Raw genomic sequence first — 23,709 nt, 5'->3', positions numbered from 1 at the left:
AAAGCAGCGCTGATGCGTTGAGCATGATGTGTCTTAAAATGAAGGAATTTTAGTGATGAATCAAATCAAAGCATGGGGCTTAGCGTTTGTGGTGAGCATGGGCGTACTGGCGCTCATGCCGCAAGCAGTTGCTGCTAAGACAAAAGCACCGAAAGAGGCAGCGGCAAAATTTACGATACCGAAAAGTATTAGCGCCACATATTTGGTGACTAAAAATGGCGACCCATTTGCTAATGTGCATGAGCAGTTTACGACCACTAAAAACACTTATAAGATTGAAAGTGTGACTAAAGGTATTGGTGTGTACGCTTTGCTCGGTGAGCGTAAGTTAACTAGTACTGGTGAAATCACGGCACAAGGCTTAAAACCCAGCCATTTTGAGTTGCATCAGGGTAACCAAAAAAAGAAATCATTATTTACTGATTTCGACTGGGCAAAACAAAGTCTGGTGATGACAATTAAGGGCGAGCAAGAAACCTCGCCACTCAAGCCTGGCACGCAGGATTTAGCGAGCTATCCGTATCAGTTTATGTTTATGCGCGCTTCGTTGAAAAATACGATTACCGTGCCGCTAACAACCGGCAAAAAACTGAAACAGTATGCCTACAAAGTAAGTGCTGACCTCAAAACCATAGATTGTGCTGGCGTGCAGTATAAAACCCTGTATTTGACACCAACTGAACACGAGGGCGCAGAAACCAAAGACCTATGGCTGGCGACAGAGCAGAGTTACGTACCAGCGCGTATTCTGGTGATAGACGAAGATGGACAAAAGCTAGAACAAACCTTAACCGAGTTGCGTATCCAACAATAGTAGTGGCATTGTTTAACGTATGCCTCATGGCTAGGCTATTTACCAAGTAATTAAAAATATAAGTAATTTTAAGAATATACAAAGAGAATCAATATGACGCCTAATTTAATTCGGCAAGCTGCAATCGTTTTATCTAATCTACTGACGTTTAGTAGCCCTGCTGATGCGAAGTTAAGTGAGTTTTTCCGTAATAACCGTGACCTAGGTACCAAAGAGCGCGCATTTGTGGCAGAGAGCGTGTACGGCGTATTGCGTCGCTTACGTTTCTTAAGCACAGTTACTGCCAACGATGAGAACGATCCAGATGACGCACGTAAGCTGATTTTAGCTTGGTTATTACGTGTGCAAGGCATGAGCATTCGCGAGTTAGAGCCTATGCTAAATGAGCAGCAAAAAGAGTGGGCACATTTGATTAAAGCCAAATCTACCGACAATTTGCCATTGGCAGTGCAGGCAGACGTGCGCGATTGGCTGTGGGATAAGCTGGTGGCCCAATACGGTGAGGCTGAAGCCTTAACTATTGCGCGTAGCATGCACGAGCAAGCCACGTTAGATTTACGCGTGAATACCATCAAGGGCACACGCGACGAAGTGCTGGCCAAGTTTATTGCCGAAAATACCTCGGGTGAAACCAATGTGACGAAAACCCCTTACTCACCACTTGGCATTCGTATGCCAAATCGTATGAATATTGGCCGTCATGTATTGTTTACTGAAGGCAAGATCGAAGTGCAGGACGAGGGCAGTCAGCTATTGGCACATTTGGTTGCTGCCAAGCGCGGCATGATGGTGGCGGATTTTTGTGCTGGTGCTGGCGGCAAAACACTGGCGATAGGCGCGCTCATGCGCAATACTGGCCGCATCTATGCGTTTGATGTGTCTGAAAAGCGCTTACATAATTTAGGGCAGCGCTTGAAACGTTCAGGCTTGAGCAATTTGAACGCACAAGTCATTAGCAGCGAAACTGACCCTAAATTAAAACGCTTAAATGGCAAATTTGACCGCGTGCTGGTAGATGCGCCATGTAGCGGCTTAGGCACGCTACGTCGCAACCCTGATCTGAAATGGCGCCAAACGCCAGAAGATGTGGCTGAGCTCAATGTTAAACAAACCAATATTCTGGCACGCGCAGCTAAGCTAACCAAAGTTGGTGGCCGTTTAGTTTATGCCACCTGTAGTTTGCTTAGTGATGAAAACGAGAAAATTGCAGAGCAGTTCTTAGCTACGCACCCTGATTTTAAATTGCTGAATGCCGCCGAAATTTTGGCGCAGCAGCAAATTGAACTGGATACAGGTGATTACCTAAAACTGCTGCCACACTTACATAATACCGATGGTTTCTTTGCTGCTGTGTTTGAAAAAATGGGTGCTACAACCGCGCCAGCGCCAAGCGAAGGCAATCCAGTTGAAGCTATGCTAGAGGCATCCTCTGAGCCAGAGCTTAATTCAGTGATTGAGGAAGTGGCTGTAGAAGAAGTGCCGGCTAAAGCGACTAAAAAGGCAGCTGTTAAAAAAGAGCCTAAGCCTAAAGTAGCAAAAGCGCCCAAAGATGACAGCGCGACCAGCGCTAAAGTGAGTAAGGCAAAAGCCAGTACGACAAAAGCAAGCACGGCTAAAACAAAAGTAGTTAAAGCCTAAGTCCAATAGGGTAAGATCAAAAATCTTACCCTTTTTTATTCAGCTGTAGGCGCTTCGGCGCTTTTTTCTTATGTAAAGGCATCGCAGGATGAAGTGGCCTAGCCTCAATTTGCAAATATTATTGGCATCCATCATCGGTGTAGCCTTAGGGCTTTATTTCCATGTGTTGGGTACACAGCATGCACTGGTGCAAGTAAGTTTGTATAGCGCTAGCTTGGTGGGCACCTTGTTTATCGACCTGCTCAAAATGATACTAGTGCCCTTGGTGTTTTGCTCTATCTCCATGGGCGTGGCTAATTTACGCCAGCATCAGCAAATGCACAAAGTATGGGTGAGCACTATGCTTTATTTTGTGACGACCACGACGCTTGCCATCATCTTAGGTTTGCTGGCGGCTAATTATTTTGAGCCGGGCACTGGTTTGCATGTGGCGATGTTTAAAGATGCCATGCATGGCTTTGAGGCAAAGCAGCTGCCGCTGCCTGAGTATTTTGCACAATTCTTACATAGTTTGTTTGTAAACCCATTTGCTGCCCTGGCGAAAGGGGATGTGCTGGCGTTGGTTATGTTTGCGCTTATTTTGGGTGTGGCGCTAGTGGTAGGTGGCGAGCGCTTTAATCAGCTGCGCACGTTATTGCAAGAGGCGCTAGACGTGACCATGCTCATTGTGAGCTGGGTGATGTACTTGGCACCGCTCGGGATCATGGCGTTGCTGATTAAATTAGTCGCGGTGCAGGATATCGCGGTACTTCATACGTTGGCCAAGTTTGCAGCAGTGGTTGTAGGTATCACCTTGCTGCATGGCGTGGTGGTGTTGCCATTGCTTTTATATTTAGTGACAGGCAAGTCGCCGTTATGGTTTTTCCGCGGTAGCCGTGATGCTTTGCTCACGGCATTTGCTACCAGCTCCAGCTCTGCCACACTGCCCGTGACCATGCGAGCAGCCCTGCAGATGCAAGTAAGGCCGGAAATCGCAGGTTTTGTCGTGCCGTTGGGCGCCACTATTAATATGGATGGTACCGCGCTGTATGAAGCGATTGCAGCCATTTTTATCGCTAATTTGATGGGCGTGGAGTTAAGCTTGGTACAGCAGATGATCGTGTTTTTCACGGCAATGATAGCGGCGATGGGCGCTCCCGGTATTCCGAGTGCTGGCATGGTAACAATGGTGATGGTATTGCAGTCGGTAGGCTTGCCTGCCGAGGCTATCGCAATTTTGCTGCCGATAGACCGATTGTTGGATACTGTGCGCACTAGCGTGAATGTGCAGGGCGATATCGTGGGTAGCTTAATTGTGCAAAAACTGACGGCGGATACACCGCATTAAGCCCTTATCAATCTGCATAGCTAGTAGCTTGCTATGCAACTACTGATTACGGGCTGCTATGCAACCATATAGATTAGGTACCCTCACTCAGGGTGGTATAGCTTATAGATGGGGCTCTGGATGGTAGCGGCGCGCATGTAAGCGACTCACCCAGCCGATTAGCAATGAGTAAGCGGCTGGTACCACTACCAAGGTCAGCAAGGTGGAGGAAACCATGCCGCCTATAATTGCGACAGATAATGGCTTATTGGTTTCAGAACCAGCACCTAAGCCAATGGCCGCCGGAAGCAAGGCCAAAATAATGGTCAGCGATGTCATCAGTACCGGGCGCAGACGCACCGGGCAAGCTTCTTGTAGAGCGGCATTGATATGCGTGGTATTAATCACGGCACCGCTCTCCCTGACTTTATCTAATAGCTGGTTGGTTAAGTCTACTAGCAGAATCGAGTTTTTCGCGACCAAGCCTATCAGTAGCACCAGGCCAATCATGGAGTACATATTGAGGCTATCTCCCGAAATCAGCAATGCAATTAACCCGCCGATAATCGCTAATGGCTGAGCCAGCATGACTAGTAACGGCTGCAGGAATGAGTTGAACTGGCTAGCCAGCACCATGTATAGCAGAAGAAACGCCAGTGCAAATACAAACTGTATATTTTTCAGGGTTTTACCAAACTCTTCGGCCTGGCCTGTGAGCCTAAGCGTAAACTCAGGCGGCACAATCTTAGCCGCAGTGTCTTTGACCAAACTTACGGCCTCGCCTAGTGGCATACTAGGGTTGGCGTAAAAATTAACGGCATACTGTAAATCGTAACGACCAATCACCGCAGGCCCTAACTCTTGTTTAAATGCTGCCACCGCATCAAGGCGTACCAGTTCACCGTTTGCGCTACGTAGGTAAATTTTGCTTAAATCCTGCACGTTGTTTAGGTCACCTTCAGCGGCCTTGATACGTATGTCGTAGCGCTGGCCGTCACCAGTGGCTTCATTGTATTTGGCAACATTAATGCCGCCTGCATACAAGCTGATAGCCGTGGCAATCTCCTGAGCATTCAAGCCTAATGTAGCGGCGCGTGCGCGGTCAATATCCACATTGAGTTGTGGTAAGTTTAGCTGTACGTCTACATCTACTTTGCCCATAGCTGCATTGTTGGCGAGCGTTTGTTGCAGTAGTTTAGAGATGCTGCCTAGTTCTTGTAGGTTGTTACCAATTAAATTGAATTGTAGCTTTTCTGAACGTTGCCCACGTACCACAGAAGGCGGAGCCGCCATGGCGCGCGCACCAGGGATCTGGTCTAGTTCGGTTTTGAGCTCTTTGATCAAGGTTTGTTGGCTTTTGGCGCGCTGCTCTTTGGGCTTGAGGCGCACATTCACGCGGCCTTCATTCACCTGGCCACGTGAGCCGGTACCTATGGTAGAAAAATAGCTGTCAATTTCGGCAGTATGATTTTTGAGTATGTTTTCTACCATTTTTAGCCTGGAGTCGGTGTAGTCAAGGCTGGAGCCTAATGGCGTTTTTAGGCTGATGCTAAAGCTGCTTTCATCCGATTCTGGTACAAAGTCTTTTTCTACATATTTGAGTGTAAGATAGCCGGATGTCGCTACAAAGATGGCGGTGAAAATCAGTACAAAAGCGCGATGCTTTAAGGTGATTTTTAGCAGCTTTTTATACTGTGTATCTAGGTAGTCCAAGCCGCGCCCAGTAAGTCTGTACACGGCGTTTTCTTTGTGCGTTACGCTTAAGTAGCGTGAGCACAGCATGGGCGTGAGGGTCAGTGATACAAATAGCGAAACCAGTACGCCAAAGGTGACCACCACGGCAAAAGACTTGAAGAACATGCCGATGACGCCGCTCATAAAAATTACCGGTGCAAAGATACATACCAGCGATAAGGATGAAGCCAGCACGGCAAACACGACTTCATTACTGCCGTGTCTGGTGGCTTGCGAGCGGAACAGTGCTACTTTGGCTGGATCTTTGAGATCGGCCGGGCTTAGCGCCTCACCTACCTCACCTGACATATGGCGCAAAATACTTTCGCGTACCACGATTGCGTCATCTACCACTACGCCGATAAGCAACAGTAAGGCGAGCAGAGTCATGCTATTAAAAGTGTAGCCAGCAAAATACATGACCGCGATTGCGCCCAGCAGCGATACCGGAATTTCCAGACAAATCATGACAGTGGAGCTAAACGAGCGCATGAAAATCAGCACAATCAGGGCGGCAAACAGGGTGCCTTCTACCAAATGCTCTTTCAGTGATGCCACTAATTGATTGATGAAAATGGCGTCGTTGGTTGAAATTTCCAGGCTGAGCCCGGGCGGCAGATTGGGGCGTATCTCTTGGTCTAATCGGCGCTCTACTTCTTTAATAATCTCTACGGTATTGGCATTAGCGATTTTTACCATGCCTAGGCCCACGGTGGGCTTGCCGTTGTAGCGTGCGATTTGGCGGTTGTCAGTTAGTCCATCTTCTATGCTGGCTACATCGCTCAGGCGAATGGGCATGCCATCTTTTGTGCTAACAATTAAAGCGGAGAGTTCTTTAATGTCATGAAACTCAAGGTCTAGCTTTAATAACTGTTCGGCGGTGGCGCTGACCAGAAAGCCGCCCGGCAGCTGGATATGTTCGCGATTAAAAGCATCTACCAAGTCTTGGGCGCTTAGTTTATAAGCCGCCATGCGCTCAGGGTTCACATTGACGCGAATCACGCGGTCGCGGCGCCCACCGATGGAGACTTCGCCAACGCCGTTAATCGTTTCAAATTTCTTTTTTAGTACGTTATTGGCGTAGAGGTTGAGCTGCTGTATGGTGCGGTCACCGCTCAATGCCAGCCAGATGACGGCTGAAGCATTGGTATCAACCTTTTGGATGGTAGGCGGGTCAGCATCTACGGGCAGGCGACGCAATACCTGATTTACCTTGGCTTGCACCTCGTTGTAGGCCACATCAATATTTTTATCTAAAGCAAAAGTAATGCTGATACTGGAAACACCGGGTGAGGAGGAGGATTGAATATGCTCAATACCGGGTGTGGTATTGATGGCGGATTCAATGATGCTGGTGATGCTGGTGTCCACGACATCGGGGTTGGCGCCACGCAGGGTGGTGTTGACCATAATGACCGGGAAATCGATGGCTGGCAGGCGGTCTACGCCGATACGGTTGTAGGCGATAATGCCAAACAGCACGATGACCCCAGATAGCATCCATGCAAGCACATGGCGTTTAATTGAGAGTTCAGGTAGCGTCATGAGATGATGGGTTTATGGTTTGGCAGAGTTGTCGGCGATTTTGATTGGTGCTTTGTCGGTGAGAAAACCTGCACCATCAACTACTACAGCATCGTTTGCTTGCAGGCCGCTGGTGATTTCAACCAGCCCGTTCTGGTGGGCGCCGGTGGTGACGATGGCTTGCTGGACCTGATTATCTTTTACCACATAAACCACTTGACCCGCTGGGCGTAGCACTACGCTTTGTTCCGGCACCATCATAGCCGCGCTACGCTCAGCTAGAATCACGCTGGCATTGACGCTGGCGCCAGCCTGCCATCCAGCTACGTTTTTAACGTCAGCAATCACAATAATGCTGCGATTGCTGGCAGTAATCAAAGGCTTTAACTCGCGGATCACTGTTTCAATCGGGGTGCTGCTGGTAGGGGTAGTGAGGCGTAATTTTAAGCCGGCTTTGAGTTGTGTACCTACGCGCTCAGGGAATGGGATGTAAGCGCGTAGCAGCTTATTGGAAACGATCTGGACGATAGGGTCGCCCACTTTTACGTACTCGCCCGTGTCCACAATCTTCTTTTCCACTACGCCGTCGGTAGGTGCAAAAATTCTGGTTTTTCCCGTACTGTTGCGTATGGTATTGATGCGCGCTTTAGCCGCGGCTAATTGTTCTTTTAATGCCTTTTGATCAGCCAGGCTGGTGTCCACGGCATTTTGCGAGATGAACTTTTTATCGACTAAAGCCTGATTCCTAGCAACAGTTTTCTCCTGATTGCTGAGCAGTGCTTCAATGCGAGCTACTTCAGCCTGCGCTTCACGCTCTTGCAGGTTGAAATCGGTGGGGTCCAAGCTGGCAATCAGCTGGCCTTGTTTTACCGTGTCGCCTGGGCTGACATAGACTTTGATGATGCGCGCGGCGACCTCTGCCGTGAGTGTGGGGTCAATTAAACCTTCTAGTGAGCCTATGCCATCCTCTGTCATTTCTACTGGCGTGTTCTGCACCGTGGTCACGGTGACTAGCGTCGGCTTAGGGCCGTTTTTCTTATCCTGTTTGCTGGCGTTGTCATCTTTTGCACCGCAGGCAATTAGTATGCTGATAAGCAGCGTCGAAACGGCCAGACTAAAAATTCTTTGCATATATTGGTAGTGATTAATGGTGGTGATGGGTTAATTTTTGCCAGTCAAAATAAGGGCCAGGGTCAGTTTTTCTGTCAGGCGCGATATCGGAATGCCCTACTATAGCTTGAATCGCATAGTTGCGCTTGAGGCTGGCTACTAATTTATTCAGGGTTTGGTACTGCACTTCTTCAAACGCCTCAAAGTCCGAGCCTTCAAGTTCTATTCCGACTGAAAAATCGTTGCAGCGTTCACGCGTTTGCCAGTTGGATTTACCCGCGTGCCAGGCTCGTTCTAAGCAAGAGACAAACTGTATCAGTGTGCCGTCACGCCGGATTAAAAAATGTGCTGAGACCTTGAAACTATGGATAGTTGCATAATACGGATGTTCATCGGGGTTGAGCTGGTTGGTGAATAGCTCAATAATGCCATTGCCACCATATTGGCTGGGCGGCAGGCTGATGTTATGAATCACGATCATGCTGATTTCGTGGTCAGGGCGCGCATCGAAATTGGGCGATGCAATTTGCTGCGCCTGTGTTACAAAACCATCATTATTTATCGTGTAATTTTCCGCCATTGCTAATTTTATGCTGAGTTCAGTTTAAAATGCCAACATTAATGATGTGATGCTTGAAATATAAGGAAATTTAAATGGTATTTTTAGAACTGTTACTGATGCTGATCGTGATTTTAATCGCGGCAGAGGTGTTTACCAATGCGCTGGAGCATTTAGGCGAAAAGCTAGGCATCTCCGAAGGGGTGACTGGCTCATTATTTGCAGCTGTGGGCACTGCGTTGCCAGAAACTTCAGTACCGTTGCTGGCATTATTAGCGGGTACGCAAAATGCGGCGACCAATGAAGAAATCGGCGTAGGGGCTATTTTGGGCGCGCCGCTGATGTTGGCTACGCTGTCTATCTGTTTGATGGCGGTATCCGTGTGGCGCAGTAGAGGGGTTAACGGACATCTGCGCCCTGAGCGCACGGGCCTTGCGCGTGACCTGAGCTTCTTTATTGCGGCATTTAGTTTTGCCGCAATTGCCATGTTTGTACCGCATAGTTTAAGCGCAGTGCGTTATGGCTTAAGCTTTTCTATGGTGATGATTTACTTTGTTTACGTGATGCTAACCTTGCGCGCATCCAAAGCGCTGGTGGAAGATGGCCACGCGACCGAAGCTGGCGGCGACATGTTTTTATGCAAGCTTGGCCTGCCTAATAATATGGGTATCATTTTTGTGCAGCTGTTCTTGGGATTAGCGCTGCTGGTCGGGGGCGCTAAAGGCTTTATCAGTGGTGTAGAAGAAGCTTCGCACTTGCTTGGCATTTCAGCTTTGCTGCTATCGCTGTTGATTATTCCTATTGCCACAGAGCTGCCAGAAAAGGTGAACAGTATTTTATGGATACGCAAAGGTAAGGATACGCTGGCTTTTGGCAACATTACCGGTGCGATGGTGTTTCAAGGTACGTTGTTACCGGCTATCGGTATTATGCTCACCCCGTGGGAGCCGCGCCGTGAAGTGTTATTAGGTATTGTACTAACATTAGTAGCGGCTATTTGGTTGCGCTATCTGGTGCAAAAAGGTGGCTTGCGCGTTTGGCACTTGTTGGTAAACGGTGCGATTTACGTCACTTACCTATGCTTGGTGCTTGCTTAGGCTGGCGCTTACGAGCTTAGTGCTTACTTGGTTTTGGCTGTTACCTCAGCTTAGCTAGTGCTAGGCTGAGCTATTGCTGCGCTGATTGGTGCAGTAATAGTGGGCGGGAGTCTTGATTGCCAGATAGTTGCTGGATAATCGATTGCTGAGTATCAGCCTTCTTCGGTGTCTGCTTCTAAATCGGTATCAGCCTCTTTGGACAGGCCAAGCTTGGCAAGGCGGTAGCGTAAGGTGCGGAATGTCACCCCCAGTAGCTTAGCTGCGGCAGTTTTGTTGTGGTTGGTTTTATCCAATGCCTGAATAATGGCCTTTTTCTCTATCTCTTCCAGATAGTCCGTCAGGTTGATTTCGCTAGTGTTGCGGTCATCAAACATAGGGCTGGTGCGCACGTCCTGCCCCTCTGGGCTGCCTTCGGTCAGCACATCCTCTACGATGATGGTTTGGCCGTCACACAGAGCTAGCGCACGCTCTAGCATGTTCTCCAATTCGCGCACGTTGCCCGGAAATGGCAAGCTGGCAATGTAGGCTTGGGCTTGTGCATCTATTTTAGGTGTTGCGATGTGTTGCGCTTGGCACAGCTTATTCAGCAGCATTTCGGTGAGCAATGGGATGTCGGCTGGTCGGTTACGCAGCGCAGGCATTTTGAGTTGAATCACATTCAGGCGGTAGTACAGGTCTTTTCTGAATTGGCCTGCATCCATCATTTCGGTTAGATTTTTATGCGTAGCGCTAATAATGCGGACATCAACCGCATCTTCGTTGGTGCCACCCACCATGCGCACTTTCTTTTCCTGAATCGCGCGTAGCAGCTTGACCTGCATAGCGAGCGGTAAATCTGCCACTTCGTCTAAAAACAGGGTGCCACCACTGGCAGCTTGGAATAGACCCTCTTTATCTTGATTGGCGCCGGTGAACGCACCCTTCTTGTAGCCAAAAAACTCACTTTCCATCAGGGTTTCAGGAATGGCGCCGCAGTTGACTGCGATAAAGGCACCGTCGGCACGCGAGCTGTTTTGGTGGATGAGTTTTGCCGCTAACTCTTTACCACTGCCAGACTCGCCACTGATATAGACTGGCGCTTGGCTGCGCGAGACTTTAGCAATCATGGTACGTACATGCTGAATTGGCTCAGAGCTGCCTATCATGTCCAAGGTGTTGGGTTTGCTTTGGCCGGACTTTGCGCTGAGTTTGAGTGCAGACTCAATCACCGGGCGCAACTGCTTGAGCGAGATAGGCTTGGCCAGATAATCAAATGCGCCGGCCTTAAGCGCACATACTGCGTTGTCGGCGCTGGCATGCGCGGTGATCACAGCAACCGGCAGACCAAAATGAAATTCATTGATATAGTTAACTAAGTCTAGGCCGGTACCGTTGGGCATTTGCATGTCGGTAAGGCACAGCGCATAGGGGCGCAATTTCAGCATGGCTTTGGCCTCTTCCACGCTGCTGGCGCTATAGGTATCAACATCCATGCGCTCTAGCGTCATGGCTAGCAGTTCGCGGATATCGGTTTCATCATCCACAATTAAGCAGCTAGGTCTTTGTTGCATACTAAAAATATGGCCCTTAGTTGGTGGTTTGTAACTGTAGTGTAAACGCGCTACCCTCGTCTAGCTTTTGGTACTTTAAACGCGAGCTATTCGCTTCGGCAAGCTCGCGTGAAATATAAAGCCCTAGGCCGTTGCCCGTGGTTTTGGTGGTGTAAAACGGCTCAAACAGCTTGTTGCGATTTTCTTCTGCCACGCCTTCACCGTCATCTATTACTTCCAAGTTTAAACCAGCACGCCCACTTTTTGTACAGTTTAACTTTAAACTGCCCACTTGTTTACGGCTATGTTCCCAGCCATTTTTGGATAAATTCCACAAAATCTGCATCAAATGGCGCTGGTCATAAGTGACAAATAATGCGTCCTTGAATAGGCTGATCTGGAAATGATTGGCCGGTATTTTCTCTACCGCGCAAAACTGCGTGTAAAAGTCTAGGATAAATTGGTTGAGTTCAAACTTCTCTTGGTTGGTGCGGTCGCGGCGGTTGAGTTCCAGCACGTCTTTAATAATCTTATCAATGCGCTGGATATTGTCGGCGATGATTTGCAGCATACGGTTATTTTGTGTGCCAAAGTTTTCTTCTTGCAGCAATTGGTTGGCATGGCTGATGGCGCTGAGTGGGTTGCGGATTTCATGCGCGATATTGGCGGTGAGACGGCCCAGGGCGGCCAGCTTGGATTGCTGGGCGGCAGACTGAATCTGGCTCCAGTCCTGAATAAATATCACCGCACCGTGCAGTCGGCTGTCGTGGTTGACAGGCTCGAACCTGAGCTTGAGTTCTTTATTGTTAATTGAAATAATCAGATGCTCGTTCGCTGTATCAGCGTGCATCCAGCGCGTAAATGCATTGGCGATTTCGATTGCGCTGTCATTTAACTTAACCGTTTCCCCATCATCGGTTTGGGTTGCACTCAAGAACGACATGGCGGCCGAGTTGTGGTGGCGAATATTCAAAAACTGATCGATCACGATAACGCTATCTTGCATCTCTTCTGTAATCAGCGCATTCACTTGTGCCAGGTTTTCTAGGTCAACCCCGCGCGCTGAAGCTAGCGCCTCACTTTGCAGGATGCGCTTGGCAAAGCTGTAGCCTAACCAGGCTGTGGCAAAGCAACTCAGGCTCAGCATTACAGGATGGCTGTAGCCCGAGATTGGCAGATCCCATTTTGCGATTTGGTAACTTTGCTCCAGTAGCAAGCCTATGGTAGCAATCGCGGCATAAAACAACGCTAAGCGCCCGTTACTGATGAGGCTGGCAGTAACAATGGTGATGATCAGCAGCAAGCCTAAACCACTTTGCATGCCGCCAGCTGCATGCATAATGGCAATGATGAAAAGTATGTCTATGATGATTTGCACCGGGTTAAAAAACACCAGTGCGGAAGACTTGAGCGGCGCCACAATCAACATTGTGAAACTGAACAGAGAGTAGGCTAGGGATAAGCTAAAGAACAATGAGGCATCTTGCATTTCGCCCCAGTTTTTTTGCCCAAGATATAGCGAGAGTAATACAAAAATCAGGCTGAGAATTAGTCGGAAAACATTAATAATGCGAATAGTACGCGCCTGTAGTGACAGATCACTTTGTGAGGTTAGGTGTTGACGAAGCATGAGGTCCATCATGGGCGTATGTTGAGTGTAAGTGTTTTGTGATAGTTATCTTGGTTAATTGTTAATGGCATGCTTATACGTCGGATTTAATGTGTGCCTTGGAGCAGTAAAACTTACCTTCGACTAAAAACGCTTCAGACCTAGGTAAATGCACATGGCATTGCTCGCACTCCACCATGCTCTCTATATTAGCCTCTTCTCGCTTGTCGCGCTCTGGCGTTCGGTATGCTTTGGCGTTTAGGTTGCGTTTAATTACTTGGATAACTAGTCCAATCACGATAGCCCAAAAAATTAGTTTCCACATAATGAATGTAACTCAAGTGTTAAATGGTTAAGTTTAGATTGTAACTAAAACCGCCGTTCGTGTCGGTTTTTTAATCAGTGCGACTTTTGCCGCTGATGAGCCGCCTAGTTCGCTACTGGCTGGGCTGGCGGAAAAGGCAAACCTGATATACTGTGAGCCTGAATATGAGGTGCGCTTACGCACATGATTTGGTTAACAGTATAAAATACCAACCTGAATATGGCGTTAAATATCTAAACATGGCAACACCCAAGGAACTCTCTGACTTTCTCGCAGCGATTGAGCGGCGTGCATTTAAGCAGACGGCTTATGCTGTCCGTGATGACCATGCTGCACTAGATATCGTGCAAGATGCCATGATGAAGTTGGCTGATAAGTACGGAGCGCAGCCTGCTTCTGAGTTTCCTATGCTGTTTCAACGCATTTTGCAAAATACGATGCGCGATTACTGGCGCAGGCAAAAGGTGCGTAACTTGTGGACCACGCTGTTATCCGCCTTTGGCGGCAGTGGCGAGGATAATGAAGACCGCGACCCACTCGACACCATTGATGTGGGGGATGATAGCGAAGAGCCGTCGGCACAAATTGCTCGTAGCCAAACCATACAGCTTATTGAACGTGCTTTAGAAAAGTTGCCGGCACGTCAACGCGAAGCCTTTGTGTTGCGTTATTGGGAGGAGATGGATGTCGCAGAAACAGCAGAGATCATGGGATGCTCCGATGGCAGCGTGAAGACGCATTGCTCGCGAGCGGTGCATGCATTAGCTACAGAGTTGCGCAAACAAGGGCTAGATAAGTTGGGATTGTCCAATCACGGAACGAACCCCAACCATGGCTCGAAATAATAGGAGCGAGCAATGAGCGCGAGTGAAAATAAATATATCGATCAAGCAACGGTGTTAGACGCCAGCGTTGAGGATCAAATAGCACGCAATATAGTGGAGTTGCTGGATAGCCATGCCCAGGGAGTGACGGAAGCTCACGCTGCACGTTTGGCTGATGCACGTAGTTTAGCCATAGGCAGGTTGGTGAGTCAGGAAGCGCAATTAGCTGGCCATAGCCTGCACCGTAGTGGTCATGCCTTGCAATGGCGTGGAGGGCGCTGGGGGCATTATTTTGAGCAGCATCGCATATTATCTACTTTGTTGATTGTATGTGTGGTGTTGTTTGCGGTGTTTGCCGTGCAACAATTTAGTGTTAGTCATCAAATGGAAAGTAGCGATGCGTTCTTGCTGGCATCTGATTTGCCACCTGAAGCGTACGCAGACAAGGGATTTACTGCATGGTTGGATACCAATTGAAGCTGAAGCGCCTAGTTTTTTTATGTACGTTGCTTATCTGTGGGATTTCAGCGGGAGCTTCAGTGGCCAATGCTGCTGATGTTTCTTGGTCTGAGCTGAATGATACACAACGTAAAGTGTTAAATCCCTTGGCATCTGAATGGGATACATTGCGCCCATGGCAGCGTGAGAAAATGCTGGATATTGCCAGAGACTACCCCAAGATGAATGCCGATAAACAGGCCTTGGTGAAGGAGCGCCTGACCAATTGGAGTCGCATGACCCCTTATGAGCGTGAAAATGCAAGGAAGAGGCATCAGCAATTTAATGCCTTGTCCGCTGATAAAAAGAGCGAACTGCGCAAAAAGTGGCAGGAATATCAAAAACTCCCTGAGTCCGAGCGGGCAAAGCTACGCGCAGAATCACCTGACGCCTATACAGATGCAGATTTGAATTAAATCCAAGTACTAACACTGAACGAAATTACACCGAAGTCCCGCATGCATCCTGAAAACTCAGCCGTCCCTACATCGCAGGCGCCTAGCTTACTCAAGCTAAGTGCCTGTTTGCTTTATGAGCTACTTGCTATCATCGCGCTCAGCCTTGTATTTGCAGGGCTGTTCTATGCGGTATTTGGCGATGCTACCCACGGTATTAAGCGCTTGCTACAACAGCTACTGCTATGGGGGCTGTTAGGTGCGTACTATATTCGGTGCTGGATGAGTAGCGGACAGACGCTCGCGATGCAGGCCTGGCACTTTAGAGTGGTGACAGAAAATAATGTGCCTTTGCCTAAATTTAGCGCCTTTGTGCGTTATCTATTAGCTAGCTTAAGTTTGGTGTTATTCGGCTTGGGCTTTGTATGGGCGCTGGTGGATAAAGATAGATTGTTTTTGCACGATAGATTGCTCAAGTCTAAAATTATCGTGATTTAGCCGCTTCTCTACCAATTTAATACCCATTCAACACCTGCTCATCATCCACTTTATCGTGGCGGCATCGTGGATGCTGCTGTCTACCTTTTATCGATATGATGTAGCATTGCCAGCCCGCCCAGCAGGAACAGCGCGGTTGGCGTAATGGCGCTAAATGCTGGCGCCCAGTCGTTTAAAAGGCCTAGATGGACAAAGGTCTGGTTCAGCGTCTGGTATAAAATGCCCAGCATGATGCCGATAAAGATTTTTGTGCTGGCACCCGTTGCGCGCTGCTGTATAAATGCAAATGGTAGCGCCAGTATGACCATGACCAAGCTGGCCAATGGGTAAACCAGTTTTGCCCATAACGCCATTTTGTAACGCGTGGTTTTTTGCTTGTTGGCAGCCAAATGGTCAATGTATGCGTACAAATTCCATGCGGACATCTTTTCTGGCAACACCAGTAATACATTGAGTAGTTCCGGGCGTATCAGCGAGCGCCAAGTTGCTTTGTCCAAATGTTCTACGTGGTTACTATCTTTGTCCAGATGCGTTTGTGATACTGATTTCAAATGCCATTGCTCATCCTCATACAGTCCTTTGTGGGCATGGCTGACGGTGCGTAGGTTGAACTTGTCATCAAACTCATAAATATGGATGTTTAGCAGCGTAGTGTCTGCCAACACTTCTTCGACGTTGACAAAGCTGTGGCCATCTTTGACCCATAGCCCGGATTTGAAGTCTTGCACAATCACCGAATCGGTAGCTTTGATACGGATGCGCTGCGCCATTTTTTCGCTAAGCGGTGTGATTAACTCACCAATCAAGAAAGTGATGACGGTAAATAGCATGCCTATTTTGATGAGGGTGGCAGCCAGACTGTAAAGGGAGATGCCACTTACCCTTAATACGATTAGTTCTGAGTAACGAGCAAGCTGTCCCAAGCTGTACATGCAGCCAACCAGTACGGCGACAGGCATCACTTCGTACACGTGGCCAGGCGCGCTCAATGCTACAAATAATAGAATCTTGCTCAAACCATAGCTGCCATGACCGAGGCTTTCCAGCTCCTGTATCAGATCAAAGAACGAAAACATGGCAATAAGTGCCAATGTAATCAACAGTACATTGACTGTAATTTCTTTGAATAAATAGCGGGTAATGATTTTCATAAAAGGCTAATCGGTTAGCTTGCTAAGGTAGCTTGGCGGCGTTTTTTTAGCCAGTGCATTGCAAATATACTTGGGATTAAGGGTAGCTGCTGCGCACGTCGACGGAATAGGTAAATGGTCAACAATAAGAAAAACGCATGCACAGGCCATAAGCCAACCAGTGCGCTAAGTTTGCCTTGTGCGGTCCAAGCCTGAAAAATGCTCAGTAGATTGTTGTAAATAATGTAAATCACCAAAGCGAGGATAAAGTTGGCTGAGCGTCCTGCTCGTGGGTCTAGTGCGCTCAACGGGATGGCGAGTAAGCTAAGTATCAGTGCCGAGATCGGGATGGCAAGCCGCCATTGCAGTTCTGCTTTGTTAGTACTGTTGGCTGAGCTGACCAGTTCCTTCGTGGATTTAGATTGGGTGCTGGGCGGCTCTTCTTTTGCTTCTTTTGCCTCGATGCGGATGGCGTATTTTTCAAAAGTCGTGGTGGAGAACTCCGCACTGCCCCGTCTGCCTTCGTAGCGTTTTCCGTTTTCCATCAGCACAAAATTGTCGCCATTTTTTTCAGTGTAACGGCTGCCTTGGGCCGCAACAATCACGCCCAGCTTTTGGTGCTGCATCGTTTGTACAAAAATGTTTTTGACGACATTGCCCAATTCGTCAAAACTTTCCATAAAAAATACTCGATCACCATTGGCAGACTCTTTAAATACGCCAGGACTAATAGTGGCTAAGTCATCGCGTGCTTCTAATTGGGTGCGATAGAGTTCGCCCTTGCTGGTTGCCCACGGCATTACAAACAGGCTGAGCGCCAAGATAAACAGGATGACAGGGAAGATAAAGGTAAGCACCGGGCGTACCCAGTTGTTGATACTGAGCCCGCCGCTAAACCAAATGACCATTTCCGAGTCGCGATACCAGCGCGATAAGGTCATGAGTACCGCCAAAAATAGCGAGAGCGAGAGCACCATGGGTAAAAACTTCACCATGTTAAAGCCAAGGATGGTGGTAATGGCGTCGTTAGGCAGAATGCCTTTAGCCGCTAGGCGCACTAAAGTACCCGCGCGCTGGGCGACCACAATCCCAATCAGGATGAGGAATGCACCTGCAGCCGTTGAGATGAGTTCTTTTATTAATGAGTGCCTAAAAAGCATATACTGGACAGTAAACCAATTTATTTACGACTATGAATTACATGTAAAACACGCGATAATTTAATCAAACTTAACATTTGATTGAATTGATGCTGATGTTTAATGCGCTATTGTAGAGTAGTTAACTACTGCAAGTAGCGACGATTCTGCATTTCGGCAAAAAATTTAATGTAACAACAATAACTAGGATCTAACACTATGGAATTTAGCATAAAAACGGGCGCAGCGGAAAAACAGCATCATAATTGTGTCATCGTTGGCGTGTATGAGGGGCGTGAGTTATCAGATGCGGCACAAGCGATTGATAAATTGTCCTCAGGGTATATCGGTAGCGTACTGAAACATGGTGATTTAGAGGGTAAGCTAGACTCTAGTTTGATGTTGCATCAGGTGCCGGGTGCGCAAGCTGATCGCGTGCTGCTGGTAGGCTTGGGTAAAAAAGCTGAATTTGGCGCCAAGCAATACGGCAAGGCGGTACGTGCTTCGGTAAAGGCGCTGGGTGCCATTAGCGTTGATGTCGTGTTGACGACACTGGCTGAGTTGCCAGTAGCTGGTGTGGATGTGCATAAAAAAGTGTCGCAATTAGTGGAAACTGCCCTAGATGCGAGCTATCGCTTTGATGCGATTAAGCGTAAGCCCGATGCAGCAGAAGAAAAAGCAGCGAAAAAAGGCATTAAAAAGCTGGTTATCCAGATAACTGCTGCCGCAGATGTAGTCGCGGCTGAATCAGGCTTGCGTGATGGTAAGGCAATAGGTGCCGGCGTCAGCTTAACCAAAGATTTGGGCAACTTGCCGCCTAATGTTTGTACTCCTAGCTACTTGGCCGAGCAGGCGCAGGCAATGGCGAGCACTTACGGCTTGGCTGTGGAAGTGCTGGAGCGCGAAGCGATGCAGAAGCTGGGCATGGGCTCATTTTTGGCTGTAGCGCAAGGCAGTGAGCAGCCACCTAAACTTATCGTGTTGCAGCATCTTAAAGGTGACAAGAGTCAAAAACCAGTAGTGCTGGTAGGCAAAGGCATTACCTTTGATACCGGTGGTATTTCATTGAAGCCAGGCGCAGAGATGGATGAGATGAAGTATGACATGTGTGGCGCTGCTACCGTGTTGGGCTTGTTTAAAACCATCGCAGAGATGGATTTGCCGTTGAATGTGGTGGGTGTGATTCCTACCTGTGAAAATATGCCGGATGGCCGTGCTACTAGGCCGGGCGATGTGTTAACCAGTATGTCCGGCCTGACTATTGAAGTGTTGAACACCGATGCAGAGGGGCGTTTGATTTTATGTGATGCGTTGACCTATGCCGAACGCTTTGAGCCTAGCGCTGTGGTGGATATTGCTACCTTGACCGGCGCATGTGTGATTGCACTAGGCCATCATGCGACTGGCCTATTTAGTAATAATGATGATTTGGCCAAAGAGTTGTTGCAAGCCGGTGAGCAGGCGCTGGATCGTGCATGGCATATGCCAATGTGGGATGACTATCAACCGTTATTGGATAGTAACTTTGCTGATATCGCTAATATTGGCGGGCGTGCAGGTGGCAGCATCACCGCAGCTTGCTTCTTATCGCGCTTTACCAAAAAGTATGATTGGGCGCATCTGGATATCGCTGGTACTGCTTGGAAGTCTGGCAAGGAAAAAGGTGGCACCGGCCGCCCAGTGCCATTGTTGACAGAGTTCTTGGTTGGTCGTACCCGCTAACAGCGGGCGTTATTCGATGCGAGTGCTTTTATCATGACGCGTGTAGAGTTCTTCTTTAACGTTCCCGATAAATTGGCAAAGGTTGCCGAATTGTGCGATCGAGCGGTGGCGAAGCGGCGTCAGCTAACTATTTTTACCCAAGATGACGTCATGTCTGCAAATGTGCAGGCATTGTTGTGGCAGCATTCGGCGACCAGCTTTCTACCGAGTGCTTACCCAGGCAGCCCTGAGCAGGATGATGTGGCGATTATTGTGGATAAAGAAGGCACGCAGTTGTTGCAAGATGATATTTTGATTAATTTAAAAGCTGAGCATCCGCCGTTTTTTAGTCGATTTAAATATTTGGTGGAACTGGTGGGCGCGGATGATGCGGATAAGGCGCTCGCCAGGGCGCGTTATAAGTTTTATCGGGATCGCGGTTATCAAATCAAGTCTACCGATGAGTCTGCCTCTTAATTAACCGTTTATTGGCACGTTAGAAGGACATTAAATTACATGCAAGAAGATGACGATATCCCCCTGTTAACTGAGGTGCATGCCCTGCCCACGCAAGTGTTGGCAAATACGTTTAATGTCACGCCTGAGCTAATCAGCACGATTGTCGCTGAAATCAGGCCGCAGATAGCGGCCGAGATTGAACGCTCTGTCGCGCAGAAAATTAAAGATGAGGTGCGGCAAGAGTTACTGGATTACCTGTCAAATATGTCAACTGAAATCAAAGTTGGCCAAACTGATGCTTTGAGTGACTTAACGCAGCAACATGCGCAGTTTGCTGAGCATGTGTTGGCAGCGCAGCAAGATGCCGAGCAGGTACTCAAGCAGCAAATCGGCACCGAGCTGATGAATGCAAAGCAGGCTATTATGGAGCAGACTTCGGTATTTGTTGACAGAACGCGAGCGGATTTTGCCACCGAAATTCCTAAAATGGTACACGCCAATGTGGACATTATTAAGGCTGATTTAGCACAAAGCTTGGCGCAAATGCAGTCGCAAGTAATGGAGGATGTGCAACATAACCTAAGTGCTACGCTACCAACACTGGAGCAGTCACTTACCGAAGGGCTGCAGGCATCGTTGCTGAATTTGGAAAAACTGACGGTAGAGAATGCCTCACACGACTTGCAGGCTAAAATCGCAAGGTTGCACGAGGATATACTCACTGAGCATCGCGCCAGCTTGGCGCAAGACCTTGCCAGTATTTACAAAGACCTGACGCAGCATACGCAATCAGAGTTAAATATTTATCTGGATGCGATTCAGTTGCAATCTCAGCAGGCGTTGCAGCAGAAGCTGGGCGCTACGTTCCCTGCACTGTATGAAGAGCTGTCGCAGCAGTTAAGCGCAACACTGAAAGCGGACTTTACTCTGCTGGCAGAGCGGGCGAAGAGTGACTTTATTCAGGGTTTGAATGCAGAGTTGCCTACCACAGAGCAGGCGTTGGCTAATAAAGTGCATGAGGTGTTGGCCGTGGAAACGCCGCGCATAGAGCGCGAGATGATAGCTAATGTGCGAGCAGAGGTTGCCAAAGTGGTGGAGGCGGTGCGCTTGGTCTTCCCCGTGGTTTAGTTTTGTGACCGCGGCCTTGCTCTTGGCAAAGTGCTAGGCTGCGTTGAGGGGGAGTCGTTAGTTTGCCACTGTCTTAGGCGTCAGTCAGCGCATCATAAGCGCTAGCGGATAGTAGTTGCTCCGCATCCGCATCGTTATCTGCTTTAAATCTAAATATCCATGCTTTATACGGATGGTCGTTAATCTGTTCTGGTGAGTCTATCACCGCTTGATTGATTTCAAGCACTACACCGTTGATCAGTGCATGCAGATCTGAACCGGTTTTGACCGACTCTACCAAGCCGCATGGTTGTGCTGCATTCAAACGGGTGCCCACAGCCGGCGCCTCAACAAACACGATGTCACCTAGCAGGTTTTGTGCGTAATCGGTAATACCGGCTTCCCATGCGCCATCGGCCGTAGCTTTTGTCCATAAATGTTGGGGGCTGAATAACAAAGTTTGTGGCGTTTCCATGCTGGTTGCTCTGTGATTTTTTAGTTGAGATTGGCTTAAATTTTAACGTAATTTAAGCCAAAGTTAATTTATTTTTAATCTAGGTGAGGGTTAACCATTAAATCCTTAAAAATTCCTTAAGAATTATGGTGACAAAGCTAAAGTTTTTATATAGTATTGTGCTGTAACTCCATGAGATATAAGTCATTATGAAAAGCACACTGCAAAAGTTTACTTTATTTTACATTAGCTTGGCGCTGTGCTTGGTTCCTGTGGCTGCGGATGCGGCAACTGATAAAAAACACAGACAGGTTTCTACTCAATCTAAAGCTTCCAGCAAGTACAAAGCCGTAAAATATAAGACCAGTGCGTTGCGTGTTAAAACGCGCTTACCTGCACGTAAAGCGATCGCCGCTGTTGATAGCTACGATGGTACCACCCCCCTAAAATTAGCTTCAGCCAAAGCCTTGGTGCTTAACCAGCAAACGGGTGAAGTGTTATTTGCAAAAAATACCAATTTACCAACGCCGATCGCATCGGTTACCAAGTTGATGACAGCGATGGTGATGCTGGATGCGCATTTGCCGATGGATGAACTGCTCAATATTTCGGATGAAGATGTCGATTACCTGAAACATACAACGTCTAGGTTAAGTGTGGGTACTACGCTGACGCGTGGCGAAATGTTACAGTTAGCCTTGATGGCTTCAGAAAATAGGGCTGCATCAGCTTTGGGTCGTAACTACCCAGGTGGTAGCTATGCTTTTGTGAAAGCGATGAACCAAAAAGCGAAATTGCTGGGCATGAATGCAAGCCGTTTTGTGGATTCAACTGGTTTAGATAGCAATAACGTATCGACCGCGGAAGATTTAGCCAAAATGGTCGATGCCGCGTATCACTACGCAGAAATTCGCCAGGTAACGACGCTGGCTTCACAAGAAATTACCTTGTACGGTCGCCGCAGCCCGCTCAGCTTTGTGAATACCAATGCTTTAGTGCGTGGCGGTAAGTGGGATATCGGTCTATCAAAAACAGGCTTTATCAATGAAGCGGGTCGCTGCTTGGTCATGCAGGCGCATATTTCAGGTCAGCCTGTAATTATTGTGTTGCTGGATTCTGCTGGTAAATTAACTCGTATAGGTGATGCTAATCGTATCCGTAAATGGGTAGAGACCAACGAAGCCGGCTCTTTAGGCACGTTTGTTAGCGGTTAGTTGTATTGAGTAGCAAGCTAGGCTTAGTTTGTAGCTCACTTGGTTGGAAATTTAACAGCTTGAACCAAATAATTTGAACTCAATAGGTTCAATCAAATAAAAAAAACGCCAGCATTGCTGGCGTTTTTTTTATGGGTGAGGCGGCGCGGCGCTGCTAACTGCGCCACTTGGCAATCATTGAGTAACCATCATTCTTTTGGTGGAACATAGCCGCTAGCAGTGTCGGCACCTTCGCCGAAGAAATACTTCTCAGTTTGTTCGGCTAAATATTTACGTGCAGAAGGGTCAGCCAAACTGAGGCGATTTTCATTCACCAGCATGGTTTGCTGTTTTAACCATACGGCCCATGCCTCTTTCGATACGCTCATGTAAATACGTTTGCCTAACTCACCTGGGTATGGCGGGAAGTCCATGCCATCGGCTTCTTTGCCCAGTTTAATACAATTAACAGTACGTGCCATGATAGTCCTTTTATATAATCTAATCGTTATTGCTTAAACCGTTATGATAGCGCATGTTAAAATTCATGCATTAAACTATTCACAATTTAACGTTACGTAATCAATTTTTTCAGAAAGTCTATGATGTCAACACCTCCTAATAAGCCTGTGGACCAAGCACAAGACGCACCAAAATCTAAGCATATAGCAACCAGCCCTTTTAAAGGGAAAACTGGTGTTCGCCGCTTGATTAACGCTTTTGGTTACTCGCTGGAAGGATTTAAAGCGGCTTTTGTGCATGAAGATGCTTTCCGCCAAGAGGTTTTTCTGGCGATTGTATTAATTCCACTGGCTATTTACTTAGGTCATAGCCCTGTTGAGCAGGCGCTGCTGATTGCTAGCGTGCTGTTGGTGCTGATAGTGGAACTGCTTAACTCTGCCATTGAGGCCGCGGTGGATCACACCTCTACCGAGCATCATGCGCTGGCTAAGCAGGCTAAAGACATCGGCAGTGCTGCGGTGTTTATCGCTTTGTTGATTGTGGCAGTGGTCTGGGGTTTAATCCTGTTCGCATAACGCGCTCAACCAGCACAGTTTAAGCTGTT

Annotated in this window: 23 protein-coding genes; 13 read left to right on the top strand and 10 right to left on the bottom strand. The window is 48.0% G+C overall.

What is annotated here, in order from left to right:
* The first annotated feature begins 55 nt into the window (after positions 1-55).
* The 3 genes from MMOL_RS11235 to MMOL_RS11225 all read left to right on the top strand — a co-directional run bounded on the left by MMOL_RS11235 (position 56) and on the right by MMOL_RS11225 (position 3,779).
* Entirely contained in the window at positions 56-814 is a 759-nt protein-coding gene (locus tag MMOL_RS11235) for a DUF3108 domain-containing protein (RefSeq protein ID WP_015833158.1), read from the top strand.
* A gap of 93 nt (positions 815-907) precedes the next feature.
* Positions 908-2,452, top strand: a complete 1,545-nt coding sequence (locus tag MMOL_RS11230) for an RsmB/NOP family class I SAM-dependent RNA methyltransferase (RefSeq protein WP_015833157.1) — start codon at positions 908-910, stop codon at positions 2,450-2,452.
* A gap of 88 nt (positions 2,453-2,540) precedes the next feature.
* Positions 2,541-3,779: a dicarboxylate/amino acid:cation symporter gene (locus MMOL_RS11225; protein ID WP_015833156.1), complete on the top strand. Its 1,239-nt coding sequence runs from the start codon at positions 2,541-2,543 to the stop codon at positions 3,777-3,779.
* A gap of 102 nt (positions 3,780-3,881) precedes the next feature.
* On the opposite strand, the gene MMOL_RS11220 is transcribed toward MMOL_RS11225, so the two are convergent.
* From MMOL_RS11220 to ampD, 3 genes are read right to left on the bottom strand one after another with little or no spacing between them, the layout of a single operon-like run.
* The gene (locus tag MMOL_RS11220) at positions 3,882-7,037 is read right to left on the bottom strand and encodes an efflux RND transporter permease subunit (RefSeq protein WP_015833155.1); all 3,156 of its coding nucleotides are present in this window, start codon (positions 7,035-7,037) and stop codon (positions 3,882-3,884) included.
* Positions 7,038-7,049: 12 nt separating this feature from the next.
* Positions 7,050-8,147, bottom strand: coding sequence for an efflux RND transporter periplasmic adaptor subunit (locus MMOL_RS11215; RefSeq protein WP_015833154.1), 1,098 nt, complete (start codon positions 8,145-8,147; stop codon positions 7,050-7,052).
* A 13-nt stretch (positions 8,148-8,160) separates the two neighbouring features.
* Entirely contained in the window at positions 8,161-8,706 is a 546-nt protein-coding gene (gene ampD / locus MMOL_RS11210) for a 1,6-anhydro-N-acetylmuramyl-L-alanine amidase AmpD (protein WP_015833153.1), read from the bottom strand.
* 74 nt (positions 8,707-8,780) lie between these two features.
* Here ampD and MMOL_RS11205 point away from each other — a divergent pair, with 74 nt between their 5' ends.
* Complete coding sequence (locus MMOL_RS11205) at positions 8,781-9,782, top strand: sodium:calcium antiporter (RefSeq protein WP_015833152.1); 1,002 nt, start codon at positions 8,781-8,783, stop codon at positions 9,780-9,782.
* A 152-nt stretch (positions 9,783-9,934) separates the two neighbouring features.
* Here MMOL_RS11205 and MMOL_RS11200 read toward each other — a convergent pair whose 3' ends face one another.
* The 3 genes from MMOL_RS11200 to MMOL_RS11190 all read right to left on the bottom strand — a co-directional run bounded on the left by MMOL_RS11200 (position 9,935) and on the right by MMOL_RS11190 (position 13,245).
* Positions 9,935-11,332 (bottom strand): sigma-54-dependent transcriptional regulator, encoded by a 1,398-nt coding sequence (locus tag MMOL_RS11200; protein ID WP_015833151.1) that lies wholly within the window; start codon positions 11,330-11,332, stop codon positions 9,935-9,937.
* 16 nt (positions 11,333-11,348) lie between these two features.
* Positions 11,349-12,941 carry a two-component system sensor histidine kinase NtrB gene (locus MMOL_RS11195; RefSeq protein ID WP_041928903.1) on the bottom strand — a complete coding sequence of 531 codons (1,593 nt, stop codon included), beginning with the start codon at positions 12,939-12,941 and terminating at the stop codon, positions 11,349-11,351.
* Positions 12,942-13,014: 73 nt separating this feature from the next.
* Entirely contained in the window at positions 13,015-13,245 is a 231-nt protein-coding gene (locus tag MMOL_RS11190) for a PP0621 family protein (RefSeq protein WP_015833149.1), read from the bottom strand.
* 239 nt (positions 13,246-13,484) lie between these two features.
* Between MMOL_RS11190 and MMOL_RS11185 the strand changes: the two genes are divergently transcribed.
* Genes MMOL_RS11185 through MMOL_RS11170 form a run of 4 tightly spaced genes read left to right on the top strand, consistent with a single transcriptional unit; the run spans position 13,485 to position 15,460 of the window.
* Positions 13,485-14,090, top strand: coding sequence for an RNA polymerase sigma factor (locus MMOL_RS11185; protein ID WP_015833148.1), 606 nt, complete (start codon positions 13,485-13,487; stop codon positions 14,088-14,090).
* 12 nt (positions 14,091-14,102) lie between these two features.
* Positions 14,103-14,546 carry a DUF3619 family protein gene (locus MMOL_RS11180; protein ID WP_015833147.1) on the top strand — a complete coding sequence of 148 codons (444 nt, stop codon included), beginning with the start codon at positions 14,103-14,105 and terminating at the stop codon, positions 14,544-14,546.
* A complete protein-coding gene (locus MMOL_RS11175; RefSeq protein ID WP_015833146.1) occupies positions 14,528-14,983 on the top strand; it encodes a DUF3106 domain-containing protein in 456 nt (151 codons plus the stop codon). The genes MMOL_RS11180 and MMOL_RS11175 overlap by 19 nt, the downstream gene beginning before the upstream one ends.
* Positions 14,984-15,025: 42 nt before the next feature.
* Complete coding sequence (locus MMOL_RS11170) at positions 15,026-15,460, top strand: RDD family protein (protein ID WP_015833145.1); 435 nt, start codon at positions 15,026-15,028, stop codon at positions 15,458-15,460.
* A gap of 80 nt (positions 15,461-15,540) precedes the next feature.
* Here the strand turns inward: MMOL_RS11170 and lptG are convergent, their stop codons facing one another.
* Both lptG and lptF read right to left on the bottom strand, forming a co-directional pair.
* The gene (gene lptG, locus MMOL_RS11165; protein ID WP_015833144.1) at positions 15,541-16,611 is read right to left on the bottom strand and encodes an LPS export ABC transporter permease LptG; all 1,071 of its coding nucleotides are present in this window, start codon (positions 16,609-16,611) and stop codon (positions 15,541-15,543) included.
* Between the two features lie 14 nt (positions 16,612-16,625).
* Positions 16,626-17,750: an LPS export ABC transporter permease LptF gene (lptF, locus tag MMOL_RS11160; RefSeq protein WP_015833143.1), complete on the bottom strand. Its 1,125-nt coding sequence runs from the start codon at positions 17,748-17,750 to the stop codon at positions 16,626-16,628.
* Between the two features lie 198 nt (positions 17,751-17,948).
* On the opposite strand from lptF, the gene MMOL_RS11155 reads away from it, so the two are divergent.
* From MMOL_RS11155 to MMOL_RS11145, 3 genes are read left to right on the top strand one after another with little or no spacing between them, the layout of a single operon-like run.
* A complete protein-coding gene (locus MMOL_RS11155; protein WP_015833142.1) occupies positions 17,949-19,451 on the top strand; it encodes a leucyl aminopeptidase in 1,503 nt (500 codons plus the stop codon).
* Between the two features lie 33 nt (positions 19,452-19,484).
* On the top strand, positions 19,485-19,907 hold the full coding sequence (locus MMOL_RS11150) for a DNA polymerase III subunit chi (protein WP_015833141.1): 423 nt from the start codon (positions 19,485-19,487) through the stop codon (positions 19,905-19,907).
* Between the two features lie 39 nt (positions 19,908-19,946).
* The gene (locus tag MMOL_RS11145; RefSeq protein ID WP_015833140.1) at positions 19,947-21,017 is read left to right on the top strand and encodes a hypothetical protein; all 1,071 of its coding nucleotides are present in this window, start codon (positions 19,947-19,949) and stop codon (positions 21,015-21,017) included.
* A 73-nt stretch (positions 21,018-21,090) separates the two neighbouring features.
* Here the strand turns inward: MMOL_RS11145 and gcvH are convergent, their stop codons facing one another.
* Entirely contained in the window at positions 21,091-21,471 is a 381-nt protein-coding gene (gene gcvH / locus MMOL_RS11140; protein ID WP_015833139.1) for a glycine cleavage system protein GcvH, read from the bottom strand.
* 188 nt (positions 21,472-21,659) lie between these two features.
* Here gcvH and pbpG point away from each other — a divergent pair, with 188 nt between their 5' ends.
* A complete protein-coding gene (gene pbpG, locus MMOL_RS11135; RefSeq protein WP_015833138.1) occupies positions 21,660-22,664 on the top strand; it encodes a D-alanyl-D-alanine endopeptidase in 1,005 nt (334 codons plus the stop codon).
* 188 nt (positions 22,665-22,852) lie between these two features.
* Here pbpG and MMOL_RS11130 read toward each other — a convergent pair whose 3' ends face one another.
* Positions 22,853-23,125 (bottom strand): oxidative damage protection protein, encoded by a 273-nt coding sequence (locus MMOL_RS11130; protein ID WP_015833137.1) that lies wholly within the window; start codon positions 23,123-23,125, stop codon positions 22,853-22,855.
* 120 nt (positions 23,126-23,245) lie between these two features.
* On the opposite strand from MMOL_RS11130, the gene MMOL_RS11125 reads away from it, so the two are divergent.
* The gene (locus MMOL_RS11125; RefSeq protein WP_015833136.1) at positions 23,246-23,680 is read left to right on the top strand and encodes a diacylglycerol kinase; all 435 of its coding nucleotides are present in this window, start codon (positions 23,246-23,248) and stop codon (positions 23,678-23,680) included.
* Positions 23,681-23,709: the final 29 nt, after the last annotated feature.

The sequence above is a fragment of the Methylotenera mobilis JLW8 genome, assembly GCF_000023705.1.
Taxonomy (GTDB): Bacteria; Pseudomonadota; Gammaproteobacteria; order Burkholderiales; family Methylophilaceae; genus Methylotenera; species Methylotenera mobilis.
Note: the sequence above shows the minus strand (reverse complement) of the source record. Positions and strands in the feature narration are given on the sequence as shown.